This is a genomic window from Paenibacillus tarimensis, assembly GCF_021532315.1.
In the GTDB taxonomy this organism is placed as follows: Bacteria; Bacillota; Bacilli; order Paenibacillales; family Paenibacillaceae; genus Paenibacillus_I; species Paenibacillus_I tarimensis.
Genome location: NZ_JAKGAO010000011.1, coordinates 398,424 through 422,621 on the forward strand (window position 1 = coordinate 398,424; position 24,198 = coordinate 422,621).

General features: G+C 48.2%; 22 protein-coding genes and 1 pseudogene. 1 reads left to right on the plus strand and 22 read right to left on the minus strand.

Going from position 1 to position 24,198, the window contains the following annotated elements:
• Positions 1 to 77: 77 nt before the first annotated feature.
• The 22 genes and pseudogenes from L1N82_RS23585 to L1N82_RS12550 form a co-directional block, all read right to left on the minus strand.
• Positions 78 to 185 (minus strand): annotated as a pseudogene (locus L1N82_RS23585) (thioredoxin reductase); the annotation flags it as partial.
• Between the two features lie 96 nt (positions 186 to 281).
• Complete coding sequence (locus L1N82_RS12445) at positions 282 to 1,781, minus strand: malate:quinone oxidoreductase (RefSeq protein ID WP_235287705.1); 1,500 nt, start codon at positions 1,779 to 1,781, stop codon at positions 282 to 284.
• 432 nt (positions 1,782 to 2,213) lie between these two features.
• Positions 2,214 to 2,612 carry a VOC family protein gene (locus L1N82_RS12450; RefSeq protein ID WP_235287706.1) on the minus strand — a complete coding sequence of 133 codons (399 nt, stop codon included), beginning with the start codon at positions 2,610 to 2,612 and terminating at the stop codon, positions 2,214 to 2,216.
• Positions 2,613 to 2,682: 70 nt separating this feature from the next.
• Positions 2,683 to 3,405, minus strand: a complete 723-nt coding sequence (locus L1N82_RS12455) for a sigma-70 family RNA polymerase sigma factor (protein WP_235287707.1) — start codon at positions 3,403 to 3,405, stop codon at positions 2,683 to 2,685.
• A gap of 17 nt (positions 3,406 to 3,422) precedes the next feature.
• The gene (locus L1N82_RS12460; RefSeq protein WP_235287708.1) at positions 3,423 to 4,139 is read right to left on the minus strand and encodes an aspartate/glutamate racemase family protein; all 717 of its coding nucleotides are present in this window, start codon (positions 4,137 to 4,139) and stop codon (positions 3,423 to 3,425) included.
• A 94-nt stretch (positions 4,140 to 4,233) separates the two neighbouring features.
• Positions 4,234 to 4,686, minus strand: a complete 453-nt coding sequence (locus L1N82_RS23590) for a CBO0543 family protein (protein ID WP_407946748.1) — start codon at positions 4,684 to 4,686, stop codon at positions 4,234 to 4,236.
• 26 nt (positions 4,687 to 4,712) lie between these two features.
• Positions 4,713 to 5,174 (minus strand): hypothetical protein, encoded by a 462-nt coding sequence (locus L1N82_RS12465; RefSeq protein ID WP_235287709.1) that lies wholly within the window; start codon positions 5,172 to 5,174, stop codon positions 4,713 to 4,715.
• 1 nt (position 5,175) lies between these two features.
• Entirely contained in the window at positions 5,176 to 5,958 is a 783-nt protein-coding gene (locus tag L1N82_RS12470; protein ID WP_235287842.1) for a hypothetical protein, read from the minus strand.
• A gap of 157 nt (positions 5,959 to 6,115) precedes the next feature.
• Complete coding sequence (locus L1N82_RS12475; RefSeq protein ID WP_235287710.1) at positions 6,116 to 7,123, minus strand: DUF3231 family protein; 1,008 nt, start codon at positions 7,121 to 7,123, stop codon at positions 6,116 to 6,118.
• A gap of 129 nt (positions 7,124 to 7,252) precedes the next feature.
• The gene (locus tag L1N82_RS23245) at positions 7,253 to 8,314 is read right to left on the minus strand and encodes a lytic polysaccharide monooxygenase (RefSeq protein ID WP_268821946.1); all 1,062 of its coding nucleotides are present in this window, start codon (positions 8,312 to 8,314) and stop codon (positions 7,253 to 7,255) included.
• Positions 8,315 to 8,657: 343 nt separating this feature from the next.
• A complete protein-coding gene (locus L1N82_RS12495) occupies positions 8,658 to 9,200 on the minus strand; it encodes a DinB family protein (protein WP_235287844.1) in 543 nt (180 codons plus the stop codon).
• Positions 9,201 to 9,267: 67 nt separating this feature from the next.
• Positions 9,268 to 10,215, minus strand: a complete 948-nt coding sequence (locus tag L1N82_RS12500) for a helix-turn-helix transcriptional regulator (protein WP_235287711.1) — start codon at positions 10,213 to 10,215, stop codon at positions 9,268 to 9,270.
• A gap of 49 nt (positions 10,216 to 10,264) precedes the next feature.
• Positions 10,265 to 11,806: a glycine betaine uptake BCCT transporter gene (locus tag L1N82_RS12505; RefSeq protein ID WP_235287712.1), complete on the minus strand. Its 1,542-nt coding sequence runs from the start codon at positions 11,804 to 11,806 to the stop codon at positions 10,265 to 10,267.
• A gap of 288 nt (positions 11,807 to 12,094) precedes the next feature.
• Positions 12,095 to 13,651, minus strand: coding sequence for an SAM-dependent methyltransferase (locus L1N82_RS12510; RefSeq protein WP_235287713.1), 1,557 nt, complete (start codon positions 13,649 to 13,651; stop codon positions 12,095 to 12,097).
• A gap of 151 nt (positions 13,652 to 13,802) precedes the next feature.
• Positions 13,803 to 14,618 carry a nickel import ATP-binding protein NikE gene (nikE, locus tag L1N82_RS12515; RefSeq protein WP_235287714.1) on the minus strand — a complete coding sequence of 272 codons (816 nt, stop codon included), beginning with the start codon at positions 14,616 to 14,618 and terminating at the stop codon, positions 13,803 to 13,805.
• 13 nt (positions 14,619 to 14,631) lie between these two features.
• Positions 14,632 to 15,366: a nickel import ATP-binding protein NikD gene (nikD, locus tag L1N82_RS12520; protein ID WP_407946751.1), complete on the minus strand. Its 735-nt coding sequence runs from the start codon at positions 15,364 to 15,366 to the stop codon at positions 14,632 to 14,634.
• 84 nt (positions 15,367 to 15,450) lie between these two features.
• Complete coding sequence (gene nikC, locus L1N82_RS12525) at positions 15,451 to 16,284, minus strand: nickel ABC transporter permease subunit NikC (protein ID WP_235287716.1); 834 nt, start codon at positions 16,282 to 16,284, stop codon at positions 15,451 to 15,453.
• Positions 16,281 to 17,225, minus strand: coding sequence for a nickel ABC transporter permease subunit NikB (nikB, locus tag L1N82_RS12530; protein ID WP_235287717.1), 945 nt, complete (start codon positions 17,223 to 17,225; stop codon positions 16,281 to 16,283). Before nikB ends, nikC begins: the two co-directional genes overlap by 4 nt.
• 18 nt (positions 17,226 to 17,243) lie before the next feature.
• Positions 17,244 to 18,818 carry a nickel ABC transporter substrate-binding protein gene (nikA, locus tag L1N82_RS12535; protein WP_235287718.1) on the minus strand — a complete coding sequence of 525 codons (1,575 nt, stop codon included), beginning with the start codon at positions 18,816 to 18,818 and terminating at the stop codon, positions 17,244 to 17,246.
• A 261-nt stretch (positions 18,819 to 19,079) separates the two neighbouring features.
• The gene (locus L1N82_RS12540; protein ID WP_235287719.1) at positions 19,080 to 20,057 is read right to left on the minus strand and encodes a hypothetical protein; all 978 of its coding nucleotides are present in this window, start codon (positions 20,055 to 20,057) and stop codon (positions 19,080 to 19,082) included.
• A 27-nt stretch (positions 20,058 to 20,084) separates the two neighbouring features.
• On the minus strand, positions 20,085 to 21,815 hold the full coding sequence (locus tag L1N82_RS12545; RefSeq protein ID WP_328284480.1) for a methyl-accepting chemotaxis protein: 1,731 nt from the start codon (positions 21,813 to 21,815) through the stop codon (positions 20,085 to 20,087).
• A gap of 386 nt (positions 21,816 to 22,201) precedes the next feature.
• Entirely contained in the window at positions 22,202 to 23,107 is a 906-nt protein-coding gene (locus L1N82_RS12550; protein ID WP_235287721.1) for an AraC family transcriptional regulator, read from the minus strand.
• 278 nt (positions 23,108 to 23,385) lie between these two features.
• Between L1N82_RS12550 and L1N82_RS12555 the strand changes: the two genes are divergently transcribed.
• Positions 23,386 to 24,117, plus strand: coding sequence for an SDR family oxidoreductase (locus tag L1N82_RS12555; RefSeq protein WP_235287722.1), 732 nt, complete (start codon positions 23,386 to 23,388; stop codon positions 24,115 to 24,117).
• Positions 24,118 to 24,198: the final 81 nt, after the last annotated feature.

Consider the following 24,198-nt stretch of genomic DNA (forward strand, 5'->3'; position numbering starts at 1 on the left):
TGGAGATTTACATGTGATACAGCTTAGCGTATCATCTGCTTAATGAGCTCATGGTTGCGGGACTGGAACAGTTCATTATGGAAGTTCGTCAACTCGTAACGTTCCGCCCCTTCTATCTCAAGCTTCTGGGGATTTAGAATGCCCCCGCCTACTGCAAGAATCCCGGTCTTGGAGAAGTGCTGCCGGTCCTGTGAATGGATTATCTTCCTGCACACAAAAAAAAGCAGCAGAGCAGGACTAACAAGTCCTGTTCCGCTGCTCCTATTCTATTCTATGCAGCATTAATTATAGGCAGGCATCTTTCCGCTTAAGCCTAGCGTCTGTGCTGTTGACCGGTCAATTTCCCGGAACAGCTCAGGATTCTTGGATAGAGAGATACCGTAAGAAGGAATCATCTCTCTTATCTTCGGCTCCCACCCTGCCATATGCTGAGGGAAGCATCTTTCCAATACCTCGAGCATAACGTGGACGGCTGTAGAAGCGCCTGGTGACGCGCCGAGCAATGCGGCTACCGATCCGTCTGCTGCGCTTACTACTTCTGTTCCAAACTGAAGGGTTCCTTTGCCTGCTTCCGTATCCTTGATAACCTGCACGCGCTGGCCTGCTACGACGATACTCCAATCCTCGCTCTTCGCGCTTGGAATGAATTCGCGCAGCTCTTCCATCCGTTTTTCATTGGATAACATGACCTGCTGAATCAGATACTTCGTGAGCGCCATTTCCTTCATGCCCGCTGCCAGCATCGTCAGGAGATTATTCGGTTTGACGGAGCCGATCAGATCAAAGTTGGAGCCGGTCTTCAAGAACTTGGGCGAGAAGCCCGCGAACGGACCAAACAGCAGTGATTTCTTCTTATCGATATATCTGGTATCCAGATGAGGCACCGACATTGGCGGTGCGCCAACCTTGGCTTTGCCGTAAACCTTCGCATGATGCTGTGCGATAACCTTGGGGTTATTGCAGACCAGGAACAGCCCGCTTACCGGGAAGCCGCCGATTCTCTTGGACTCCGGTATGCCAGTCTTCTGCAGCAGCGGCAGACTGCCGCCGCCACCTCCGATAAAGACAAACTTCGCTTGATGGTGTTCGATCCTGCCACTGGCTATATTATGCACCTTCACATCCCACGATCCGTCACTGGCACGCTTGATATCCTTCACGCTATGTCTGTAGTTGATCTCAACCTTTTGATTCTTGAGATGATCGAACAGCATGCGGGACAATGCCCCAAAGTTAACGTCCGTGCCAGAGTCGATTTTGGTCGCTGCAATCGGTTCGTTCGAAGTGCGGCCTTCCATGACAAGCGGAATCCACTCCTTCAGCTTTGCCGGGTCATCAGAAAATTCCATTCCTTGAAACAGCGGATTGTTTGATAGCGCTTCAAAACGTTTTTTCAGAAAGGCTACATTCTTGTCCCCTTGTACCAAGCTCATATGCGGAATCGGCATAATAAAATCCTGCGGGTTACGGATGAGTCTGCGGTCTACAAGATAAGACCAGAACTGCCTGGAGAGCTGAAACTGCTCGTTGACCTTAATCGCTTTGCTAACCTCTATAGATCCGTCAGGATTCTCGGATGTATAGTTAAGTTCGCACAGTGCCGCATGGCCTGTACCTGCATTATTCCACTCGTTAGAGCTTTCTTCTCCCGGGCCTTCAAGCTTCTCAAAGACTTTGATCGTCCAATCCGGTGCCAGCTCTTTCAGTATGGATCCCAACGTTGCGCTCATGACACCGGCGCCAATTAAGATAACGTCTGTTTTATTGTGTACGCTGCTCACTATAACCTTCCTTATCCTCTTATTTTGTAAAAAAAGAGTAGGCACTCCTGCTCCGTTCTCACCAAAGCAAAGCGCCGCCTAGGATTACGTCATTTCTGTTCCGATTATAGCCATACTATTCTCTATTATAATGATAGTCCGATTAAAATATCTACTATTATCTGATAATTATAAACCAAATAAGACCGGTAAAAAAGTGGAAATCACACCCGCAGCTAAGTCAAAGCAGGAGTTTCGGGTTTCGTTTACCTTCGCCAGAACACTGTCACCCTTAATTTATGTCTTTACTGATTATCTGGTTACCACGCTCTCTGGTAGGCAAGGATCATGAATTTGTATGTATCGTTTGTTTATCAACACCGAAGGGGTGCCTCCTGTCATGTTCACATGACCGGAGACCCCCTTCTTTGGTTTCCCTGCTATGCCTGAAACTCAGCTTTCCTCTTGCGGCCAGCCGCCCCACAAATGCCCCAGATGTCCATCCGGGTCGCGGAAGGTAAAGCTGTATCCGCCCTGCGGCTTGTACACCATCTCGCTGACTTCCGCTCCCTTGCTCTTCAGCTCTTCATACGCATCATGGATATTGTCCACCTGCAGCGATATTATCGGCTGGAGCTCACCGCGGCTGTTCGCGAATTCCAGCCTTGGGACCTCCGGACAGCGGATAAGCCCGAGACCGACTCCGCCAACATTAAGCCAGGCCTCTTCGTCCCCAGGTGTGTATTCGAATGTGAACGGAATGCCGAGCACATCCTTGTACCACCTGATCGAAGCATCCACATCGCGGACCGGTAACTGAACAACCGCATAATTTTTTACGATAATTGTCATTCCTAATTCCTCCTAGCAATCGGTACTCACCACTTATAACGTAAGCGAATCCCGAAAAGAAACGGGTAAGCTAAATATGTTGGAAAAGTCCGATCAAATGGCCATTTGGATCTCTTAAGGTGAAAAAATAGCGGCCCTGCTCTGTGGTTGCTTTCTCAATCCTTACTCCTTGAGCGGCTAAGCTCAGGTATGCACGGCAAATCATCCAAGCATCACCGCTCCGCAAGCCGGTTACGAAGGACTCGAACAATGCGACGGGCATTTCCCCGCCGGCTTGCCTCTTTGGCTTGATGCTGCGTGCTGTATCATACCCGTTAATACCGGCTATGGCATGCAGGCGCCGGCGCGCCCGCCGCAGTCCTTCCTTGACTGCCCCTTCTGTCATATGCAGCAGCTCTGCTGACTCTAAAGCAGTGAAGGCGAACCCATCAATCAGAATGACGAGCACCATCTGCCTGGGGTTCAATGACTCAGCAAGCTGCTCAAGCAGCTCCCGTGCCAGCCATTCATTCATTGTAAACGGTGCAGTCTGGTAATATTCCTCAGTGAAGACTGTATCGTCCTGACGCTTCCGCTCAGACCGATAGCGGTCAATCCAGGCATTCTTCGCAATCCGGAAGAGATACGCCCGGCTCACCGGACGTTCGGGAGCCCTGCGAACCGCATGCAGAACCTTGGCCAGCACCTCCTGCACCAAGTCCTCCGCATCCCACTCATTAGCCGCAAGAGACCCGCAGTAACGTTTCAGATCCGGCAGATAAGGCTCTACTTTTGTTAACTCGTCCAAGTCCACCAGTCTCAACTCCCCAGTCATACCACTCCATTTTCAGCCCGGTCGCTGAAAGCCAATTCTACTGCACGCCGGGCATGGAGGGCAGTCGTATCAAATACCGGCACCACACTGTCCTCTGGTCTCACCAGCAGCGCAATTTCTGTACATCCGAGTATGATGCCCTCCGCCCCGCGTTCGGTTAATCCCGCAATGATTTCATTGAACCTTGCTCTGGAATCGTCCTTCATAACCCCGAGGCACAGCTCCTCAAAAATAATGCGATGGATTTCATTTCTCTCTCCCTGATCAGGCACAATCGCCTCGATGCCGAAACCTTCCTGCAGCCGGTCCACATAGAAGGATTCTTCCATTGTAAATCGCGTGCCGAGCAGACCGATCTTGTGGAGCTTCGCCTGCTGAATTATTGTCCCGGCAGCATCCGCGATATGAAGCAGGGGAAGGCCGCTCTTCACTTCAATGTCGTCCGCCACCTTGTGCATCGTATTCGTACAGATCAGGAGAAAATCCGCGCCTGCTGCGGCGAGCCTGGCTCCGGCTTCCCCGAGAATGTCCGCTGTCTTTTTCCATTCGTTCGTATGCTGCAGCCTTTGAATCTCATCAAAATCGACCGAGTACAGGACGCACTTGGCAGAATGCAGGCCTCCAAGCCGTTCCTTGACCGTTTCGTTGATTATCTTGTAGTACAGTGCCGTAGATTCCCAGCTCATGCCGCCAATAAGTCCGATTGTCTTCATGTAAGGTTACTCCGTCCTATGTAAAATAAAACCACCCCCTTAATTCGCGGAGTGGTGACATACGTTGGCTCTATTATTAACTTAACATATTTTGTTAACCGTGTCGTTTCAGTTTACGAAGGAATGCAAAATTTGCGGCAAGCACACATAAGATTAACGGGTACAGCAGTGCAGAGTAGCCCAGCTTCCAACCGCTATAATAGAAATATCCTGCTTTCACAGATGCCCACTCAAAAAGAGTGATGAAAGCGGACCAAGCCAGGATATATATAATCTTGGAGGTTTTTCTCCCGCTAACCGGAAAGAAGTTCAGATAAATCGTATTTGCAGCCGGAAATATTCCGAAAAATACAAGCAGCTCCTTAAATTCCGGCCCTTTAACGAAATAGCCGTATAATTGATATTTCTCCACAAGATAATAGTCTGTAATTAACTGAAATACCGAAGCAAACAGAAGGGTGCTGTATATCTCTGCCCTTGTCATTCTTTTGGGTATTAAGAACGCAATCGTATTAAATACGATTATGGAAGCGATAAGAAAGGCCATGTCGTTTCCCCTTTTATGTAATAGAGTTAACCCGTTGTACTGTATCCAATAACCTTATTCTCTCTAAGAATGATTTCAACACCCTTTACAGCCTCTCTATCACATTCAACAATGACCATAATCAAGGGCAGGACTCTCTTCTCCTTTCTGTACCCGTTCCTCGTGAATTTAATGATACAGATATTCCACACAAGGCCGCATAAGAAGCCAATAAATGCCGCTATAAGTCCCCATATAATAGGTCCCCACTCCAGCTTGAATCCAATGCTTGTTCCTACAACCCCAAAAGCTGTCGCCAGTGCCATCGCTTTATCTATAAAGGAAATTCCGTCTGAATCATGAAGCGAGTCAAACACCTTCAGGTTTTCGCTGGTTTCGTCAATAGGAACAACCAGGATATGCTCCTTGTCTACCCCCTCCTGCTCCAGCTTCGTCAGCGCTAACTCAACCGAAGGGGAATGTTCAAATAAGGCAAAGACCTGCATCATATCAGTAGCGGCTCCTCTTGATTGCAAACTTGTACTGCTGATAAGCGCTCCTCAGATAATTTCGCTGCTCCCGGATGTACAGCTTGTTGTTCTCAACCGCATTCGAATATGCATCATACATGGCAAAGCCATAGATAGAGGGCAAGAACAAAAGCCATTGTTTATCGAATACGCGGGTGGCTTGTCCAATTTCACCCATAAGAATGTAGTTCATCCCTTCAGCGAAATGCGAAAAATAAGTAATCACTATCATCCAGGTCAGTATAAAGGCTGCCGTCACAATACGATGCAGGTACAGCTGCCCCATCCCCGGCATTAGGAAGGACCAGATCAATGCTGCTATGGGCTTTCGTTTATCTAAGTAATTGATCTCCAGCGGGCTGATAACAAACGAGTTAAAGCGATGGTTTTCCCTTTGGGCCAGGAGTGTAACTTTATTCATATCAATGGTGGTCCGGTAACTATCCCATATCCCAAAAAAATAAGTAGGTAAATACAGCATGAGCCAGCGCGTGTCCAAAACTTCTTTGGCTTTATCGAATTCACCCAAGAAGGAATAGGCGATTCCCAAATTGATATGTGCATTCAAATTAATGAGCATTTCCCAGAGGAAGAGCGCCATGCCCCTTATATATTTGGATAGAATCAGATGCCCAAACCCCGGAAAAGCCATTGACCACCACGCAACGATATAGGGGTTCCTTAAATGAAACTGTGTTGTACCTACTTGGCTAACATGGGCCATATATCTTCTGGCCGTATTATTGTTTTTGTAGTTTTGCAAGTGCGGAGTCCTCGCCGTTTGAGATTTATGCTTTCGGTTATGTTTCCCAAGCGGTTCCCTTACCATACACGTTTAACATCTTCATTCCGCATCCCGTAAAAGACTGTCCCCTGCCAAGTATAAGACGCAGGAACAGCCTGTTTTTGACTGCCTTCCCCTAGATTCGTGCCAACTCCTTCCGGTTGGGAGCATGCGGGGGTTCTTCTAACCACCCTCTGGAAATGAGTATGTCAGTACCTTCTTTCCCATACTGCTGAATCTCAGGTATAAGCTTCAAATATTCGCTGTTCAAGTCAATCCTTGAGGAGACCGACAGCGCGCGGCCGATAAAGTATACGCCTTGCGTGTTCAGCATAGCGACAAGGTTCAGTATTAACCTCTCTGAGAAGGGAGAGACCGTTGACGTTGATACTTCGGAATTGATCACTACTGTTCCCGACAGGTCTTCTTTAATTAAGATGTCGTTCAGAATCCGGATCTGTTTTTGTGCCAACTCTTTCCCCTTGATTAAATACTGCTGGATAACTTTGTCCTTCGTAACCTGAATTAGAGCTGTGAGGAGGACAAGTCCAAAATAGTTTCGTTCAATGTTAAAGAACATTTCGGAAATTTCAACTACGTTCAAGGGTCGTTTCTGTTCCATCCATTGGGCCAGAATGCCATCCTTCTTATGAATATATTCAATGTGATCCGGATATGGGATCATAGGCGGACGATCATAGATTCCTTTTTCCAGCATTAGGCTAATGGAGTCATTATAAAGCTCCTGAGTGGATTGCAGGCATTTGGAGAAGAAAATCCGGATATCCTCGCGAGCGACTTTGGATGTAAAAGAGGCATAGTTAACCAATCCCATACGGCTCATACCATACGCATAACTTAATGGATAAAGATCGTAGAACAGCGGGGGTGCACTTAAATCGATATCTTCATCAGTGAATCCCTTAGGTACCGGAAATCCCTCCTTTTCAAAAATACCCCTAATTTCTCTGATATGGGTCTCGGATAACTCCAAAGTCTTCTTAATGATGGGCTTGATATCTGCGCTCTCTGCATGGTGCAAAAAATGCTTCGAAAAGCAGATGGATAAAGTATCATTCATGTATGTCGCCCATAAACCCGCAATTTCCGTTGAGGAGAGGCCTACTGTATGTTCTACGTTCATTTTATTTACTCCTTAGAAAGTGATTTTCTAAAAAGTATGCGTAACTCGAGTGGGTCTTATGCACACTCCTGTCTACAAAAAGAAGGTGTCCAAATAATTGGACACCTTCCGTCGCTCATCTAAGTTACGTTACGGATTAACTGGCTGCCATGCACCCCATTGGCCTGTTGTACCGGGTTCTTGACCCTGCGTCCACCACTGAGCCTGCCACAGCTGTCCGTTGTGGGACACAATTTCATTCGTATACACCTTACTTGCATCCCATGCCGGGTAATGGTTGCCGTGATCGCCCGGGTCGGTTGGATGACCTGGATCTGTCGGTTCGGTTGGATCTGTCGGTTCGGTTGGATCTGTCGGTTCGGTTGGATTGCCCGGATCATCCCCAACCAGCTCCCAAACCTCATGGGTTCCTGGCTCCTGTCCCCGTGTCCACCACCTTGCCTTCCAAACCTTTCCTTCATGGAGTACAATCTCACCTTCAAGGTAAGGACGGATGGATACCCACTGCGGAATATCACCGAAACGGTCCGGGTCGCCCGGGAAGCCTGGTGCGGGCACTGTCGGCTGCGTAGGATCAATCGTCAGGTTAACGTCGATAACTTGATAAAATGCATTAACCGTATCAAAAATATCCCATACAGCTACGATAACATAATAGCCTTCCCGGTCATTCGGGATGAAACAGTCGTTGTACACATCCATTGGCGGAATCGCGCCGTTATCCTCATACCGGCAGAACAGCTCAAGATCCTCCCGCTTCAATGGAGAATTCGGGTCCCAGCCTTTTCTCGTAATGTAATAATCCCAAGTATTCGTACTGTGGTTAGCCACCATGTCCCAGTGGAATGTGTACGGCCCGCCCTTCATATCGACTTTCGTCCAGCGGTCCTGCGTCTGTTCGTCTAGAGCAGGGAAAGCGCCGCCTCCCCCTGCAATCTGGCCATCAGGCACTCCAATCTCCGGAAAATCACCACGGCCTTCGATGCTCCATGGCTCGTACATCACTGGCCCGCAGTTGGTATTGACCTTGTCATAGCACAAGTCAGAGCGGCTGTTCTCCACCCAGCCATGGGCAGAAGCACGTTCCGCGAGAAGCAGTGAACATGCGATAACCATCAGCATTGCGCCTGCTGTTAAGACCAGCACCTTAAGCTTGGACAACTTGTGTGGAATGAAAACTTGATCCGTCATACCTATCCCCTCCCATAATGGTTTTCAGACTCGGACAAAACTACCTTGCCTCTTCTAATTTTGAAAGCGCTATCACTCCTTCCGATAAAAAAACCCATTCCTACACGCCACTGCCGGACCCAACGACGAAAACAATCACCTCCTTTCGACTAACCTATTATCATAAGGGTCTCAAGGTGTAACCTGTTCTCACTTGGTGTTTGGAATAGAGAGAATCTGCGAATTGAAAACGTATACAGGTAGAATGATATAATACTAGCTTAACCGTAAATTACCAGTTCTGTCAATACGAAAACAAATTATAAGGGCGATCGTCTAGCGGACGACCGCCCTTCATTACTTGCTACTGTGCTTGTTTAACCAACCCTTGCTTTAAACGGTCCAGCTGCAGCAGATGATGACGGAAGTGCATTTCTACAAGCCGGAACCATTCCTCCGCGCACAATTCGCCAAATCTTGGATGGGATACAGTATACTGCTTGGACGCTTGCTCAAGCGCCGGTTCAACGTCCTTCATTCGCTGGATAATCGTATGCAGCTGCTGAACAAGCTGTTCTTTGCTTTCAGGCTGCTGCGGTGTATATTGGGCGGAAGGCGGTACCTGAATACGAATGGGCGGGAAGCTTCCTTGAGCAAATAAAGACACACCCATTTCGGTTTTCTCCGCAGGAGATACATCGGTCTCCTGGCTTGACGCCAGGCATTGCTCGATGCTGCGCAGCTGCATATGGAGTGCCGAGTTAATGAGATGCTGGAACATCTGGCCGAGCGACCATTCATTTTCGATAGGCGTCTTCTTCAGCTGCTCCATGCTAAACTGATCGAGCTCCCTAATATAGTATGCCGCCGTTTCCTCGAAGCGCTGCAGGGCTTCCTTTGTTGTTATCATGTCCTGTCATCTCCTTCAACCGTTATGAATCCCAGTATACAAAAACGCTACTGACACCATTATGTCAGTAGCGATTTAGCACTTTTTCCAATTCTTCTCTTACCCGGGTCCGAAAGGATTCCGGTTCCAGCACAACGACCCCGCTGCCCCAGCCAAGCACCCATTGCAGCAGCTCCTCCGGCTGCCGAACACGGAAGGTTATCAGCAGGCCCCCGTTATGCTCTTCAACCGTTTCAGTGTAGAAGTTGTACGCCTCCTTCACCTTATCTGCAATACTCGAATCGACCCATACCTGAACATGAACGTTGCGGTCGTCCGGGGGCTTGTAGGCAGCCAAGCGGAAATCGTCTGGGAGCATGAACTCCATCTCCTGAACGGTAAGCTCCGTCATCCGGGACAACCGGAAATGGCGGATACCCTGACGCAGTTCACACCAGGCAATCAGCACCCATGAGCCTCGCACAAGCACAAGGCCGTACGGGGCAGCCGTACGAATATTCTGGCAGTTACCGTCCATTTCGGTGATAGACTTGGAGTAGCGAAAACTTATTTTTCTCTTCTCCAGTATCGCCTGGCGAATGACGTTCAAGTACGCCTTTTCCTGGACACGTACCGCCTCTTCAGCGGTTGCCAGCAGACGAAAGCTTCCCCGTATCCGAGCGGCTTCACTGCGAATTGATTCCGGGAGAATCGCTTCAATTTTCTCTCTGGAATGGCGCGACTTACTGCCATAGTAGGCATCAAACCACTGCTCGATGAAATCGGTCCCGATAAGCAGCGTCACCGCCTCTTCCACTGTAAAGCTAACCGGCGGAAGGAAGTATCCCTCCATGATCGAATAACCCTGTCCGGGTGCCCCTACCACAGATACGCCTGCTTCGCTCAAGGCTTGAATATCTCTGTAGATGGTTCTTACACTGGTCTCAAATTTGGCTGCCAAGTCCTCGGCACGCAGCACTTTGTTGCGCTGCAGCTCAAGCACGATAGCTAACAACCGGTCGGTCTTGTTCATAACTGGCACCCTCTCCCAAGGGAATGTTAAAACGGTCGTTTACCCCATTCTAAACTAGATTCGGATCCGGCTCGCTTTCCGTTTTTAACGGTTTGGTCTTTTTCTCCCCGCTCTTAACCGGCGCTTCCTTGCGGAAATCCTTCAATATGGCAATAGACATGGCAATCAAGACAAAGGTCAGCGGAAATGCACTCACGATAATTGCCGTCTGCATCGCGCTAAGTCCCCCGGAGAGCATCAGCACGGCAGCTGAAGCGGTAAGGAACAACCCCCAGACAATTTTGACTGCGTTAGGAGGATTAAGATCCCCGTGCGTCGTCTGCATCCCCAGTACAAAGGTTGCTGAATCAGCCGATGTGACGAAGAAGGTTGTAATGAGCAGCAGGGTGACGACCACCAGCACCCCTGAGAATGGCAGCAGATCGTATACGGCAAACAGAGCCGTCTCCAAGCTTTGTCCCGCTATATTCGTCCCCTGAAAAAAATCAAAGTAGATCGCTGTGCCGCCAAATACACTAAACCAGAAGGCACACACAAGTGTTGGGATCACCAGCACGGCTATCATAAATTCCCTCACCGTCCTGCCCTTGGATACCCGGGCGATGAAGGTTCCCACGAAGGGAGCCCACGCAATCCACCAAGCCCAATAAAATATGGTCCACCCTTGAATCCAGGATGCCTGCTCTTGATTGAATGGCGTCAGCCGAAGACCCATACTCGGCAAATTTTGAATATAGCTGCCCAAAGTCGTTGTAAACAAGTCCAGTACGAACCCTGTCGGGCCCAGGAACAAGAAGGTAATAAGCAGAATGACGGCTAACACTAAATTCGCATTGCTCAGCAGGCTGATCCCTTTCTTAAGGCCGGTACTGGCCGAAAGGATAAATAACACGGTCACCACAGCCATGATAACAAGCTGCACGGTAAAGTTGTTAGGGACAGCCGGAATGACATAGTGCAGACCGCCATTTATTTGAGCGGCACCTAAGCCCAGGGAAGCAGCCACCCCGAAGATCGTCGCAAATACGGCTATTGAATCAATGATAGTGCCAACGATCCCTTGTGCCCGTTTACCAATCAGAGGCGTTAAGGTAACACTCACTAGTCCCGGTTCTTTCTTGCGGAACTTATAATAAGCCAGGACAAGGCCTATAACAGAGTAGATCGCCCAGGCATGAAATCCCCAGTGCAGATACGTGTATCGCATGGCGACTTTCGCCGCTTCCCCTGTTCTGCCTTCTCCGACTGGAGGACTGACAAAATGAGAGATAGGCTCCGAAACCCCGAAGAACAGCAGGCCTATCCCCATGCCTGCGCTGAATAACATAGCAAACCATGTTGCATTCTTAAACTCCGGCTTATCCTCATTCGCCCCTAGACGTATTTTCCCATACTTGCTAAAGATCAGGAATAGGGAAAATAACAGAAAGAAGGTTGCTGATAGCTGGTAGAACCACCCGAACGTCTGCAGGAAGAACACCTTCGTAACATCCATAACTGAACCCAGCCGATCAGGCGCCACGATACCCCAAAAGACAAAAATACTCGCAATAACAAGCGAAATCCAGAATACCTTTGAGACCTTGCCCACTCTCTCCAACTCCCTTGTAGGTGTAATCAAGTTATCGTTACCTTTCCCCAAGGAGTCCAAAATAATGAATAGCAGGTTTTCATTAAGCATTCGTACAAGCTGATTTCGCAATCGTCATACCGTATATTAACTGACCCAAAGGGGGATTGTTATGAGCAGCTTGACCTCGGAGCTGCCCAGATGAATGAACTGCGCAGCCTGATCGTTAAGCCTGCATCCATGGGAAGATATAAAGACCCGTAATAAAGACGCTGCCGGCGTCTTGATGCCGGCAGCGCTATCTCATACTTACTCGTGCTCCAGATGGCCAATCAGCGCCAAGGCCTCTTCATGATCAGGCTCAAGCTCCAACAGCTTGCGCAGATACATCGCTGCATCCTCAACCAGTGCGAGCTCGAAGCAGCAGATGGCTAGACAATAATAGACGGTGGATACGACCTCATCCTCTTCTTCTCGGACCGATGTTTCCAAATACCGCTTGGCATGCTCGTACATATCCATTTCAAACAGGATCAATCCGGCATCAAGCGCCAGATCATAGCGCTGCTCCATGACATAGTACGATGACCACATCCGCTCTATGCCCAGCAGGAGGTCCTGCAGTTCTTCCTCGTTGGCATCAGGCAGCAAGCTGGAGATCCGCTTCGCGCTCTGAATGAAGAACTCCGCGTCATAACCGCCGAGGCGCCAAAAGCTTAACAGCTGCTGCAGCCCCATGCTGTCCACATTGCGGTCCACCCAAATCTTCAGACTAAAGAATTCATCGGGCCCGAAGCGTTCGATACACCGGCGGTAAGCCAGCCTCATATTCGGATAACGAGTGGGCTGTTCCACGTTGAGAATACAGCCAACGTTCAGGTTCTTATAATGATGCGGGGGAAACAGCGTCTCAGCTCCCCGTTGTTCGAAGGCATGCTGAATCGCGTGGTAGTTCGCCGTTAACGAGAAGCTCCCGTGCACAATCAGCTCCGGCGGCTCTGCGAATTTCCAGTTATCCAGCAGATGATCCCCCTTATCCGCTGTTATCAATACGAATCCCGTCTGTGATAACCGGTTTAACCGCTCCAGGCAGCTTAACCCGACAGCCGGGAACAAAATATGCGAGTCTTCCAGCTGCTCCTGATAGATTGCGATAACATCACGGTAAGGATAGGTATCCTGTTCATACTCAGGCGCCCTGCGATGCTCATAGCTTAACTTAATCTGATTCAGCCATTCCGATGGTTTGTCCGACACCTGCTCTTCGGTATATTCGACATAAACATCCGCTTCATAAATCTGTCCCCCGCCAACATAGATCAGCTCCTGCGGGATGCTGTCGAAGAAGTAGTTCGCCACTATAATCAGAGGCTGGCGCAGAGCTGATTCCTCAATAACTGTACCGGATACTACAAGGTTCAGAGCGGTATCACGGGCAGCATCATACTGTGCAAAATCGAGCAAACCCTCCGCGATATAACGCTGCAGCGCAGGATGCTCCTTCCAGGCCGTCACATTGCTCATCGCCAGGTCTGTCATCACATAGCGGAATTCAGGCAGTGCTAATCCCGCATAGTCCCGCAGCTGGCAAAGCTCATGCAGCACATGGTTAGCCAGACGTCCCGCGCCCGCTCCCAGCTCCACAATATAGACGGGCTCTGCAACATGCCCCTGATTCGCCCGGTCCTGCAGAAACCCGAAGATCATCTCGGCGTAAGCCGCGCCGATCATGGGATTACTCGTTATATATTGAGGGACTTGGTCATTGTTCCAGGCCTTCGTCCCCTTGTCTTCATAATACTGCCGCTGGATGTTCCATATAGGCGCTTCGCTGAAGCGGTAAAGCTGTTTCTTCATTCCTGTCATGTACACAATCCTGCTCTCTTGGAATTTATACGCAAAACCATCATAACCTTGAGGCGCCTGCGTTACAAGTTGTTATAGATACTGCTGTATCTTAGTTCCCAGCCAGACAGAAAGCCACTCCGGCAATGGAGTGGCTTGTCTGTCGATATATTTACCTGTTAATTGTTCTTGTTGGGAGGGAGCGTGATCGCGGATGATTAGCAAGAATAGACTCCTTCATTAAGGTGACAACAGGGTGACTGGAAGTGAGAAACTGATTCTTGGATTCATACAGCTCAATTAGCTTCCCTTTCTCCAAAACACCCAGCGTATCCGAAATCGCAAAAGCTGCTTTAATATCATGCGTGATGAAGAGATAGGAAAGGCCATATTCGCTCTTCAATTCATTCAGCAGTTTCAAAATCAGCGTTTGATTCACCATGTCCAGGCTGCTCACCGGTTCATCAAGGATGATTAGCTTCGGCCTAAGAGCAATGGCCCTGGCGATATTGATCCTCTGAAGCTGCCCGCCGCTGAACTCATGCGGGTATTTTTTTGCGTCCGTTTCACTTAAACCTACCCTATTCAGCAGTTCAGCTACCGTTCTCCTTTGCTCAGCAGGGCTTAGCTTTTCATAGTTTTCAAGCGGTTCACTTATGATTGACTCTGCGGTCATTCGCGGATTAACAGCGGAGTATGAATCCTGGAATACAACCTGCATATCCCGGCGAAGCTTGCGCGGAATACGGGCGGCGTATAGATCATGGCCCTGAAACAGGATCTGTCCACGCTGCGGCCGCTGCAGGCCAAGAATCACTTTACCCAGGGTGCTCTTGCCTGCCCCGCTCGGACCAAGCAGCCCCAAGCATGTGCCCTCTTCAATACGGAATGAAATATCGGTAAGCGCTTGTTCCGATTCCTTCCTCCGCCTCAACAGCCGCTTCGAGCTATAGCTATGGGTTACGTTGTCTACTTGTAATAAGGTCATGAGTTCCCCCACTTCAAAAAGGTAACTGAAGCCTGGCATTCAACAGTGTCTTCGTATACTCATGCTGGGGATGGTCAAACAGCTCAAACACATTAGCCGCTTCAATGATTCGGCCCTGCTGCATAACCACCACATCATCTGCCATTTCCGCAATGACCCCTAAGTCATGCGAAATGAGCAGGATGGCTGTTCCATAGTCAGCTCGGATCTGATCCAGATGGCGAAGCACCAGCAGCTGGTTATGAACATCAAGGGCAGTCGTAGGCTCATCCGCAATAATGACAGCTGGATGCAGACAAGCGGCCATCGCGATCATCACCCGCTGCAGCATTCCACCGCTTAGATGGAAGGGATACTTAGCAAGCAGCTTGGCCGGGTCAGGCAGGTTTACATTCAGCAGCGCTTCGATGGCAAGCTCTTTAGCCTGCTTCGTATTGAATGCCGTATGGGACTTGATCGTCTCTACAAACTGTTCCCCTATTGTAAAAACAGGTGTAAATGCGCTCATCGGATTTTGCATAATGAAAGCAATATCCTTCCCGCGCATTTTGCGCATCTCTTGTTCGCGCAGACCATTTAATTCCTGTCCTTTCAGGGTGATGCTGCCGTCAATGGTCATAGCCTTCCGGTCCAAGAGCTGCAAAATGGACATGCTTGTGACGGTTTTACCACAGCCGCTCTCGCCAACGATCCCCAGTACCTTGCCCTTCTCCAATTCAAAATTGATATCTTGAACAAGGGTGGACATCCCTTGACTGGAATTCACGTGTACATGCAAATCTTTCACTTTCAATACGGATCGATTGTCTGTACTCAAGCTCTTCCATCCCTTTCAAGAATTGCGTTTGATGCCATAGCGTTCCGACAGCGCTTCGCCGAATAAATTAAAGGTTACAACCACCAGCATAATCATCAGGCCCGGATAGATCATTAATTCCGGATGGGAACGAATATACGATTTGCCTTCATGGATCATCGCGCCCCACTCCGGTGTTGGAGGCTGTACGCCTAAACCGAGAAACGACATGGCGGATATATCCATAATGGCCCAGCCCATTTCCAGCGCGCCCATAACTGCGAGCGGCGGCAGGACGTTGGGAATAACATGCTTTCTAATAATCGTCCACTGGGAAGAGCCGCTTATCTGGGCTGCAGCAATATAGGTTTGCTCTCTTAAGCTCAGCACCATCCCCCGGATGATTCTCGCGTAATACACCCACTGCACAAAGATCAGTGCCAGAATCACCTGCTTCAGCCCGTGTCCAAATATGCCAACTAGCCCAAGAACGAGCAGTAAGCTGGGGAAAGCCATAATCCCGTCACATATTCTCATTAATAGCTGGTCCACCCAGCCGCCCTTATATCCCGATAGGGTCCCGACAACTAAACCGATCGTTAGAGCGGATAGGAAAATTAATGTCGCATAACCCAGTGAAATGCGTGCGGCGTACAGAAGACGCGACAATGTACATCGCCCCAGATGGTCTGTCCCCAAGGGATATTCCCAAGAAGGAGACTTCAGCTTGTGGGCCAAATTAACCAGCGTCGGATCGTGGGGTGCAATCCATGGTGCCAGAAGCGTGATCAGAATGAGTATGCCTATAATAATAGAACAAAGAATCATGACCTTGCGGCTTTTCAATCGTGCATGTACCTTGATCGTCATCTCTCTGTTATTCCTTTACTGGAAATCCGGGGATCAATATACATCTGGATCAGGTCCACCACCAGGTTGCTAATGATGAACAACGCCGCTGCCAACAGCACATAGCACTGGATAACAGGCACGTCCCGGTTAAATATCGCTTCGATAAAATAACGGCCAAAGCCCGGCCATGAGAAAACGGCCTCTACAATAATGGTACCCGTCATGAGCTTACCCAGGTTCATTCCAAGCCCGGTCACCATAGGAGAGATGGCCATTCGTAACACGTGCTTGCCAAGTATTAGCTTTTCCTGGAGCCCTCTGGTGCGTGCGAAAAGAACGTACGGCTTCTCTAAATTTTCAATGACGCTGGCCCGCAGAAGTCTGGTATACAGCGCAATTAACGGCAGCGCTAAAGTGATCGAGGGCAAGACGAGATGCTTCCACGTACCGATGCCTTCTACCGGGAACAAGTCAAGCTTGACGGAGAAGAATATGATCAGCAGGTAGCCAAACCAGAACGAGGGAATGGATGCCCCGAAAAAAGAGAGAAATCGACTCAGATGGTCGATTCCGCTGCCTTTCTTCAAGCCTGCCAAAAATCCAACTGGAACACTGACTGCAATGGCTGTCAGGATGCTTCCCAGAGCCAGCTGAATAGTTGCCGACATGCGGGAGGATACTTCGTCCCAAACCGGTTTATTCGAGACATAAGAGGTGCCAAAATCAGCTTGGCTGATCTTGATCACAGATTTCAAATATTGAATGTACAGAGGTTGATCCAAGCCAAACTCTTGTCTCTTTTGCGCCAGAATCTCTTCGGTTGGCTGGATATGAGCAGCTGTTAAGTAAGCCTCGGCCGGATCAACAGGCGACATATGGATTAATCCAAAGGTTAGAAGTGTAGCCAAAAGGAAGATGGGGATAATGGCCAATATGCGGTTTGTAATATATATTCCCATCGAACTCTCCTCTTAAGGTTACTTGTTCATGCTTATACCTGTAAACGGATGCGCATCCCGATTAGCCGGGAATTTAAAATCCGCTACATCCTTCTGGTAGATCGCTATCTTCTTGATATAGGAGACCGGCACTATGGCGCCTTGCTCCTGAAGTGATTCCAGGATGGATGAGTAGAGTTCTTGACGCTCGGCTTCGTCAGTTGTCTGCGGAACTTTAGCGATCATCTGCAGCAATTCATCCTTGTTCGGATAAGCTGAGATCGCCTCTCTAAATCCGAATCCTTCTGTAGCTACAATGTTAATGAAAGTGTGGGGATCATATGGCGCGCCGTAGTTGCTGAAGAAGTTCAAGTCAAACTCATTGGCTTTAAACCTTTCGACTTGTGTTGTCAGCTCCACACCCACGATATTTAATTTCACTCCGATGACCGCATACTCCGACTGCAGGGTTTCAGCCATCATCTTCTGAATAGTCTCTGTAGCATTATACATCAATTCGATCTCAAGCAGCTTGCCATCCTTCTCACGAACAGCTTTTCCTTCTGGCAGCTTCCAGCCCGCTTCATCCAGAAGCTCTTTTGCTTTATCGACATTGTATTCAACAGCCGCTGCATCAATATCCGAAGTATAAGGGAAGTTTGTAGACAAAATCTGGTCAGCTACTGCTTCCAAACCGGAGGTTACCCCTTCTACCATCGCTTGTTTATTGAATCCGTAATGCAGCGCCTGGCGAACCCGTTCATCTGCGAGCTGTTCCTTCTTCGAATTCATAACCAGCAGTCTGGTAGCAACCGGCTCTGAAATGTTGGTTTCATAGGACCCTGTTGATTCCAACTGCTTGAACGTATCAATATTGATAACGCCCTCACCGTAGATCAGATCAAGGTCGCCTTTTTCAAAAGCAAGCACCCGTGTTTCGGCATCCGGGATAACCTTAACTTTAATTCTCTCTACTTTAGGAAGCTCCCCCCAGTAATGCTCGTTACGTGCAAAAATCGCATACTCATCCACTTTATGTTCTTCCAATACCCATGGGCCTGTGCCCACCGGTTTTGCAACACCCTTGGATGTGTCATCCCCTTCAGGAAATCCGGCAGCGCCCAGAATCCGGGTAGGACGAACAACAGCCAGCTCCTGAATCGTAGGATAGTATGGTTCCTTCAAGGTAAGCTTGAACTTATACTCATCTACGGCCTCGGTTTGCTCCACCTTCGAAATAAACCCTAGCCAGCTATGTAACTGGGCATTCTGCAGTACGGTATCAAAGTTTCTCTTAACAATCTCTGCATTAAAATCTGAACCATCGGAAAATTTCACATTTTGGCGAAGATTGAATATATACTCCTTGCCATCCTCGGATATTTCCCAGGATTCAGCCAAGTATCCTTTCAGTTCTCCTCCATCTTCATAGCCCACCAAAGGCTCGTAGACCATGGATTGCGCGAATAGCTGCGAAGGATTGTAGATATGCGGATTCATCTCGCCTATATCTCTAGGCCAAGCAAACGTAAGCATACTTTTGCTTTCCGTAACAGATACCGTTGTTTCCGCTGTGCTATTGGTACATCCCGCCAAAAAAGCAGATAACATCATAAATGTTACAAATAAACTAATGAATGTTTTGCGATTTCTTTTTCTCTGGACTGCCATAAATATGCCCCCTCTAGTTGCAATCGAAAATCATTCTCAATTATGCTGGATAATTATACGGCTGTCAATACATCTGGAGGCCATCTGTATGATCGGTCTTTCCCTGAAATCGTCCTATGGAAAAGTAGAAACCGGAATAAAAAAGATCAGCCTCCTGTATCCACATACATCGGAGGCTGATCATTTTACCATTTTGTCAGAATGCTACTCCACGCCGCTCTTTCTCAATTTTACAAGTTGACGCTTGAAGATCGCGGGTTTGGTAACTCTCAATATAATTAATATAGCAAGGATCAATATTACCGTGACGATGATAAGGACCATCGGGATGACAGAAAACCCTTTATAATCCACTGGCTTCGTGCCCGTAAGCGCAGAAGTGAGTTCACCTGTATATTCGGGAATAGTCAGGCTAACCTTGGACTTCATACTGATGGATTCGGTAATCTCGGAAGCTTCTTTGACAAGTGCCTCATCAACCACAAATTTATCGAATAATACTGTACCATCCGCAAGACTGAGGCGAATATTGGAAAGCTCAACATAAGCTTCATCCGCATTCACGTTGTTCCACCATGAGCCGTATCCAAAATATAACGAATCCGCATTGGCAATCCAGTTCAGCACAGGCGTGAAATCTGAGGTGCTCTTAAACTCTCCGGTTGCTCTGAGCTCATCATCTAATATGGATTGATCATAAGCCAAATCACCGTTTGCAAAAACTTTAAAGCCTGTAGGGACAATTTCAATTTTGATTGCTGCCTGTTCTTTAATATAGTCTTCAACTAATAAATAATCCTTGATGTTGGCATCAAAAAATCCGCCGTAATTAGCAGCATTATAGCCAAGATAAGAAGCAGGAGTAAAATACAGCCTGCCTTCATGCTCTCCACTCCCCATTAATGAGAAAATGGTGCCGAGCGGCGACGGTTCCCAAGTAGAAACGGCTGTAAACTCTATGGTCACTCCCTTAGAAGTGTCTTGGCCTTTAAAAGGGTTCTCATAGCTGTAAAGCGGAGAAAACTGCCCTGTTGTTTCTTTATGAATACCCAAATTAATAGTATCTACTGTTACAAGATTAGAACCAGTGGCAGAGCCTGCCCCGCTCCCCCAGACCACCGCAGAATTACTGCCGGTTAATAGCAATGTACAAATCATAAGGATGAGCACTTTATTTCTCATATACGAAATCTCCTTTTTTGTCGCAACCTATTTCAGGTTAGTAAATGCTGCAGATTGTTTAGTCAGTTCATACACAACATTAGAGCTGGATTCCATTTCCTCATGAATGACACTAATCTGATTGACTAGCTCTGATGTGCTGTGCGCCGCATCTGTAATTCCTTGTGTGCTTTCATTAATAGCACTGGAGATTTGTTTTACCGCCTCGGCCAACTCATTCATAATTCCCGTAAGGTTCTGCGTGTTGTGGACACATTCATCCATTGTCTCATTAACATGCTCTGAATCGGCTCTGTATTGCTGGCCAGAGCTTACAAACTGATCATAATCGGGAAGGACTGTTTGATTAATATAAGCTACGATCGCATTGGCCTGATTGTTCAATTCATTGACAGCAGAGGTTACCGTCGTGTTGATCGTCTGAATATTACTGGCAGCTTCACGGCTCGTGTCTGCAAGATTACGAATCTCATCAGCCACCACTGCAAATCCCTTGCCGGCTTCTCCAGCTCTAGCAGCCTCAATAGAGGCGTTAAGGGCTAATAACTGGGTTTGCTTGGAGATGTTCATGATTTCATTGGTTAATGCATTCACCCGTTGCACGCTTTTGCTATTTTCTATAGCAGTTTGCAGTGACTCCAGTATGGTTGTCATCATTTCATGCGTAGCTTCTTTGTTATGAACAGCTTTCTGTTCTAATTGGAGAGCCCGCTTCTTCATCTCAATGGTATATTGATAGATATTATGGGTCGAGGCTGATACGTTGTTCACCTCTACTCCCGCATGTTCGGCGCTGGAGCTGATGCTGTTAATGGTGTGGTCTACCGTCTCCATCCTGGCTGATAGCTGCTCCATCGTGGCAGATATATCCTGAGAGTTTGAGTTAGCTCCCGTAATATTCTCGTTCACATGCATCGTAATATTATCTAGTTGATTGGAGGAAACGACTATCTTTCCGATAATATCCTCCAATGTCATAATGAAGGTGTTGATGCCGCTCACAAGCTTACCTATTTCATCTTTGGTCTCAACAGGAATCCTCTCTGTCAGGTCCCCTTTATTACTTTTGATGTTTTCGATAATTTGGGCTAGTTTAGTTTCTGCAGACACGGTTGGTTTTACAATCGTTTTGTTTAGGATGATGAAATTCGTTATAAATACGATAAAAATAACCACCAGCATACCTAAGACGATCGCTACGGAGTTGGAGTAGGTGTTCACTTGATCCCGTTTGGCAATCTCAATATCATGTTTAGCCTGTTCAACTAATATGTCAGCCTGCTTGTTTAATGAGTTGAAAATTTCAGTAAGCACACCGTTTACGTTGCTTGCTGCTTCTTGATAGTGATTTACCGCGCTTAAGCGGAAGGTTTGTTCATACTTCTCTTTGTAGCTTTGATAAATGGTCATCAATTTATCGTAGGAAGCCTTGTCTTCATCTTCAATTAATGAAGCGTACTCCTCCAAACTGTATTCAAGCTGCGCTATGGACTTACTTATAGTCCCTGTTAATGCAATCTTGGATTCAACTGTTGAAGCGATACAATGGGCTAACAGCAGCTGCTGAGTCTCCTGCATCGTAGAGGAAATATGGTCTAATACCATAATCCGATTTAGATAATTCTCCGATATGCGATCACTTGAAGACTTCAGCATACTTAAGGAAGAAAGGCCCAGGAGTGAGGAACCTATCCCGACGACAACTAAGGAAATAAGGACAATGAGTATTTTAGCTTTTATTCTTCTCAATATGTTCAAGCCCTTCTGTAATTTGTTCTATGTTGATGTCCATCAACTGTCCAACCTCTAGGCTCCAATTGCTGATTTTTATGGAACCTACCGCAGATACATTGTATTTTTATACATCTCGACTTCCCCTCTATTCATTTCCCCCTTCTCATTCTTACTTGGACACGACGGACATCAGGCATGCAGAATCTGCAGTTGGCTAAGTCTTTTGGTAATCTATAAGGTATATATCGGTAAATGTGCGGTAAATTATAGCTACTAATGTATTTCTCAAGAATCACTGCAGATATGGCCGTTGTATAAAAAAAACAAAACCACTCCAGGCATGAAGTGGCTTCTTGTATGGAATTCGTCAAAAAAAGCACCTCGCCATGAGATGCTTATCCACTGATAGATTATCTCCCCAGCGTCTCCCGTAAACGCTGAAGATCTCTCCCCGGGGGCAACCCAAATCTGCGTGTATATTCCCGGCTGAAGTGCGACGGACTTTCGTATCCGACCTGATATGCAGCTTCGGCCGCTCCCAGGCCTTCTATGTGGAGCAGACGGCGTGCTTCTTGAAGCCGAAGCTGCTTCTGGTACTGGATCGGACTCATGCCCGTGACTTCCCGGAAATAACTGTATAAGGATGAGGCGCTCATCCGTGCTTCCTCCGCCAGCTCTTCTACCTTCAGCGGCTGTGCGAATTCACTGTTCATCCGCTCAATCACCTTCGCGATCCGCTGAGCCCGGCTGCCAAGGAGTGCAAACTGCCTCAACGCCGCGTTCTGTTCATCCTGCAGGACCCTGTAAATAATCTCACGAACAATTCCGGCAGCAAGCACGGGGATATCCTGCGGTGTATCCAGCAATCGGACAAGCCTTAGAACAGCTTCCAGGAGCGAATCGCTAAGCCTGCTTACAACCAGTCCCCGCCCAGATTCATGTTTTGGTTTACCAGCTTGTCCTGAGGCTTGAATTACTTCGAGAATTTGATTCATATCGAGCTGCAGCTGTACGCTTAAATAAGGCGCATCCGGTGAAGCCTCCATGATCTGGCCTGTAATTGGCAGATATACGGAAGCTGTCAAATAACTAGCCGGGTCGTACTGGTAGCGTTCCTCTCCAAGTATGACCTCCTTCGCACCCTGGGCCACCACACATAGAGACGGTTCATAAACAGAATGTACCGGCTCTGTGATCCGAGAAGCGCGGATAAAGTGCAGACCTGGAATCTCTATCTTCTGCGAACCGTCCTCTAATACATACCGCGCTAACAGCTCAGCCAGCTCACCACTTCTCTTAACACAACGCTCCCCCACGTATCCCACCATCCCATTCACAGTCTTATGCTATCTACCCTATAAGCTTTTGGAGGATTAGGCAAGTTCCTTGTATCTTCCAGCTACCGGGTGTTTTCTGCATTCATTCATAATGAACGAGCAGGGAGAAATCTGATGGAGGTATCGGCAATGCTCAAGCTTCTTTTACTTGCACTATTGTTCAGCCCTTTATCGAGTCAGTCTTGTCAGGACCTGAATGCCGGCCGGCATTCAAATACGACTACCGGGAAAAATAAACCGAAGAGGAGCGGGATTATATGAAGGCACTTCAAGAGAAAACAATTATCATCACAGGTGCGAGCAGCGGGATTGGCGAAGCGACAGCCCGTGAGCTTGCGCGCGTGGGCGCTAACGTTATTATTGGCGCGCGGCGCCTCGAGAAGCTTGAAGCTCTGGCATCATCCCTTCAGGCGGAAGGCGCCTCGGTTGCTGTTCATCAGCTTGATGTGACAGAACTCTCACAGATGCAAGCAGTGGTCAAGCTCGCGACTGACCGGTACGGACGTGTGGATGCTATTGTCAACAATGCCGGTATCATGCCGCTCTCGCCTCTGGCCTCCTTAAAGATTGAGGAATGGGATCGGATGATCGACGTCAATATCCGCGGAGTCCTTCACGGTATTGCTGCCGGACTACCGGTGATGAAGAAACAGGGGTTTGGGCAGTTTGTCAACGTGGCCTCTATAGGAGCCTATGAAGTGTCCCCCACGGCGGCTGTATACTGCGCAACTAAATACGCCGTGCGGGCGATAACCGACGGGCTCCGGCAGGAGGTTGCAGGGCAAGGCATCCGCGTGACACTCGTCTCGCCGGGCGTCACCGAATCTGAGCTGGCCGAGACCATAACAGATCATGAAGCAAGGGAACTCATGAAGGAGTATCGACGCATCGCACTGCCCGCTTCAGCCATCGCCCGCGCAATAACGTATGCCATTGAGCAGCCGGCAGGCATCGATGTGAATGAACTGGTCATCCGGCCAACCGTGTAGCACGGTTCCCCGCGTATTACACGCAGGGCACAAATTTAGGGGCATCCATAAGGATGCCCCTGTCTTCGGTAAGCTTATCTA

Coding starts and splice junctions, on each gene's coding strand:
- nikE (WP_235287714.1), bottom strand. CDS start 14,618: ATGACCTTATTACAAGTAGACAACGTAACCCATAGCTATAGCTCGAAG.
- L1N82_RS12465 (WP_235287709.1), bottom strand. CDS start 5,174: ATGATGCAGGTCTTTGCCTTATTTGAACATTCCCCTTCGGTTGAGTTA.
- nikC (WP_235287716.1), bottom strand. CDS start 16,284: ATGACGATCAAGGTACATGCACGATTGAAAAGCCGCAAGGTCATGATT.
- L1N82_RS12460 (WP_235287708.1), bottom strand. CDS start 4,139: ATGAAGACAATCGGACTTATTGGCGGCATGAGCTGGGAATCTACGGCA.
- nikA (WP_235287718.1), bottom strand. CDS start 18,818: ATGATGTTATCTGCTTTTTTGGCGGGATGTACCAATAGCACAGCGGAA.
- L1N82_RS23245 (WP_268821946.1), bottom strand. CDS start 8,314: ATGACGGATCAAGTTTTCATTCCACACAAGTTGTCCAAGCTTAAGGTG.
- nikB (WP_235287717.1), bottom strand. CDS start 17,225: ATGGGAATATATATTACAAACCGCATATTGGCCATTATCCCCATCTTC.
- L1N82_RS12510 (WP_235287713.1), bottom strand. CDS start 13,651: ATGACAGGAATGAAGAAACAGCTTTACCGCTTCAGCGAAGCGCCTATA.
- L1N82_RS23590 (WP_407946748.1), bottom strand. CDS start 4,686: ATGGCCTTTCTTATCGCTTCCATAATCGTATTTAATACGATTGCGTTC.
- L1N82_RS12475 (WP_235287710.1), bottom strand. CDS start 7,123: ATGAACGTAGAACATACAGTAGGCCTCTCCTCAACGGAAATTGCGGGT.
- L1N82_RS12500 (WP_235287711.1), bottom strand. CDS start 10,215: ATGAACAAGACCGACCGGTTGTTAGCTATCGTGCTTGAGCTGCAGCGC.
- L1N82_RS12555 (WP_235287722.1), top strand. CDS start 23,386: ATGAAGGCACTTCAAGAGAAAACAATTATCATCACAGGTGCGAGCAGC.
- nikD (WP_407946751.1), bottom strand. CDS start 15,366: ATGTCCACCCTTGTTCAAGATATCAATTTTGAATTGGAGAAGGGCAAG.
- L1N82_RS12450 (WP_235287706.1), bottom strand. CDS start 2,612: ATGACAATTATCGTAAAAAATTATGCGGTTGTTCAGTTACCGGTCCGC.
- L1N82_RS12540 (WP_235287719.1), bottom strand. CDS start 20,057: ATGAGAAATAAAGTGCTCATCCTTATGATTTGTACATTGCTATTAACC.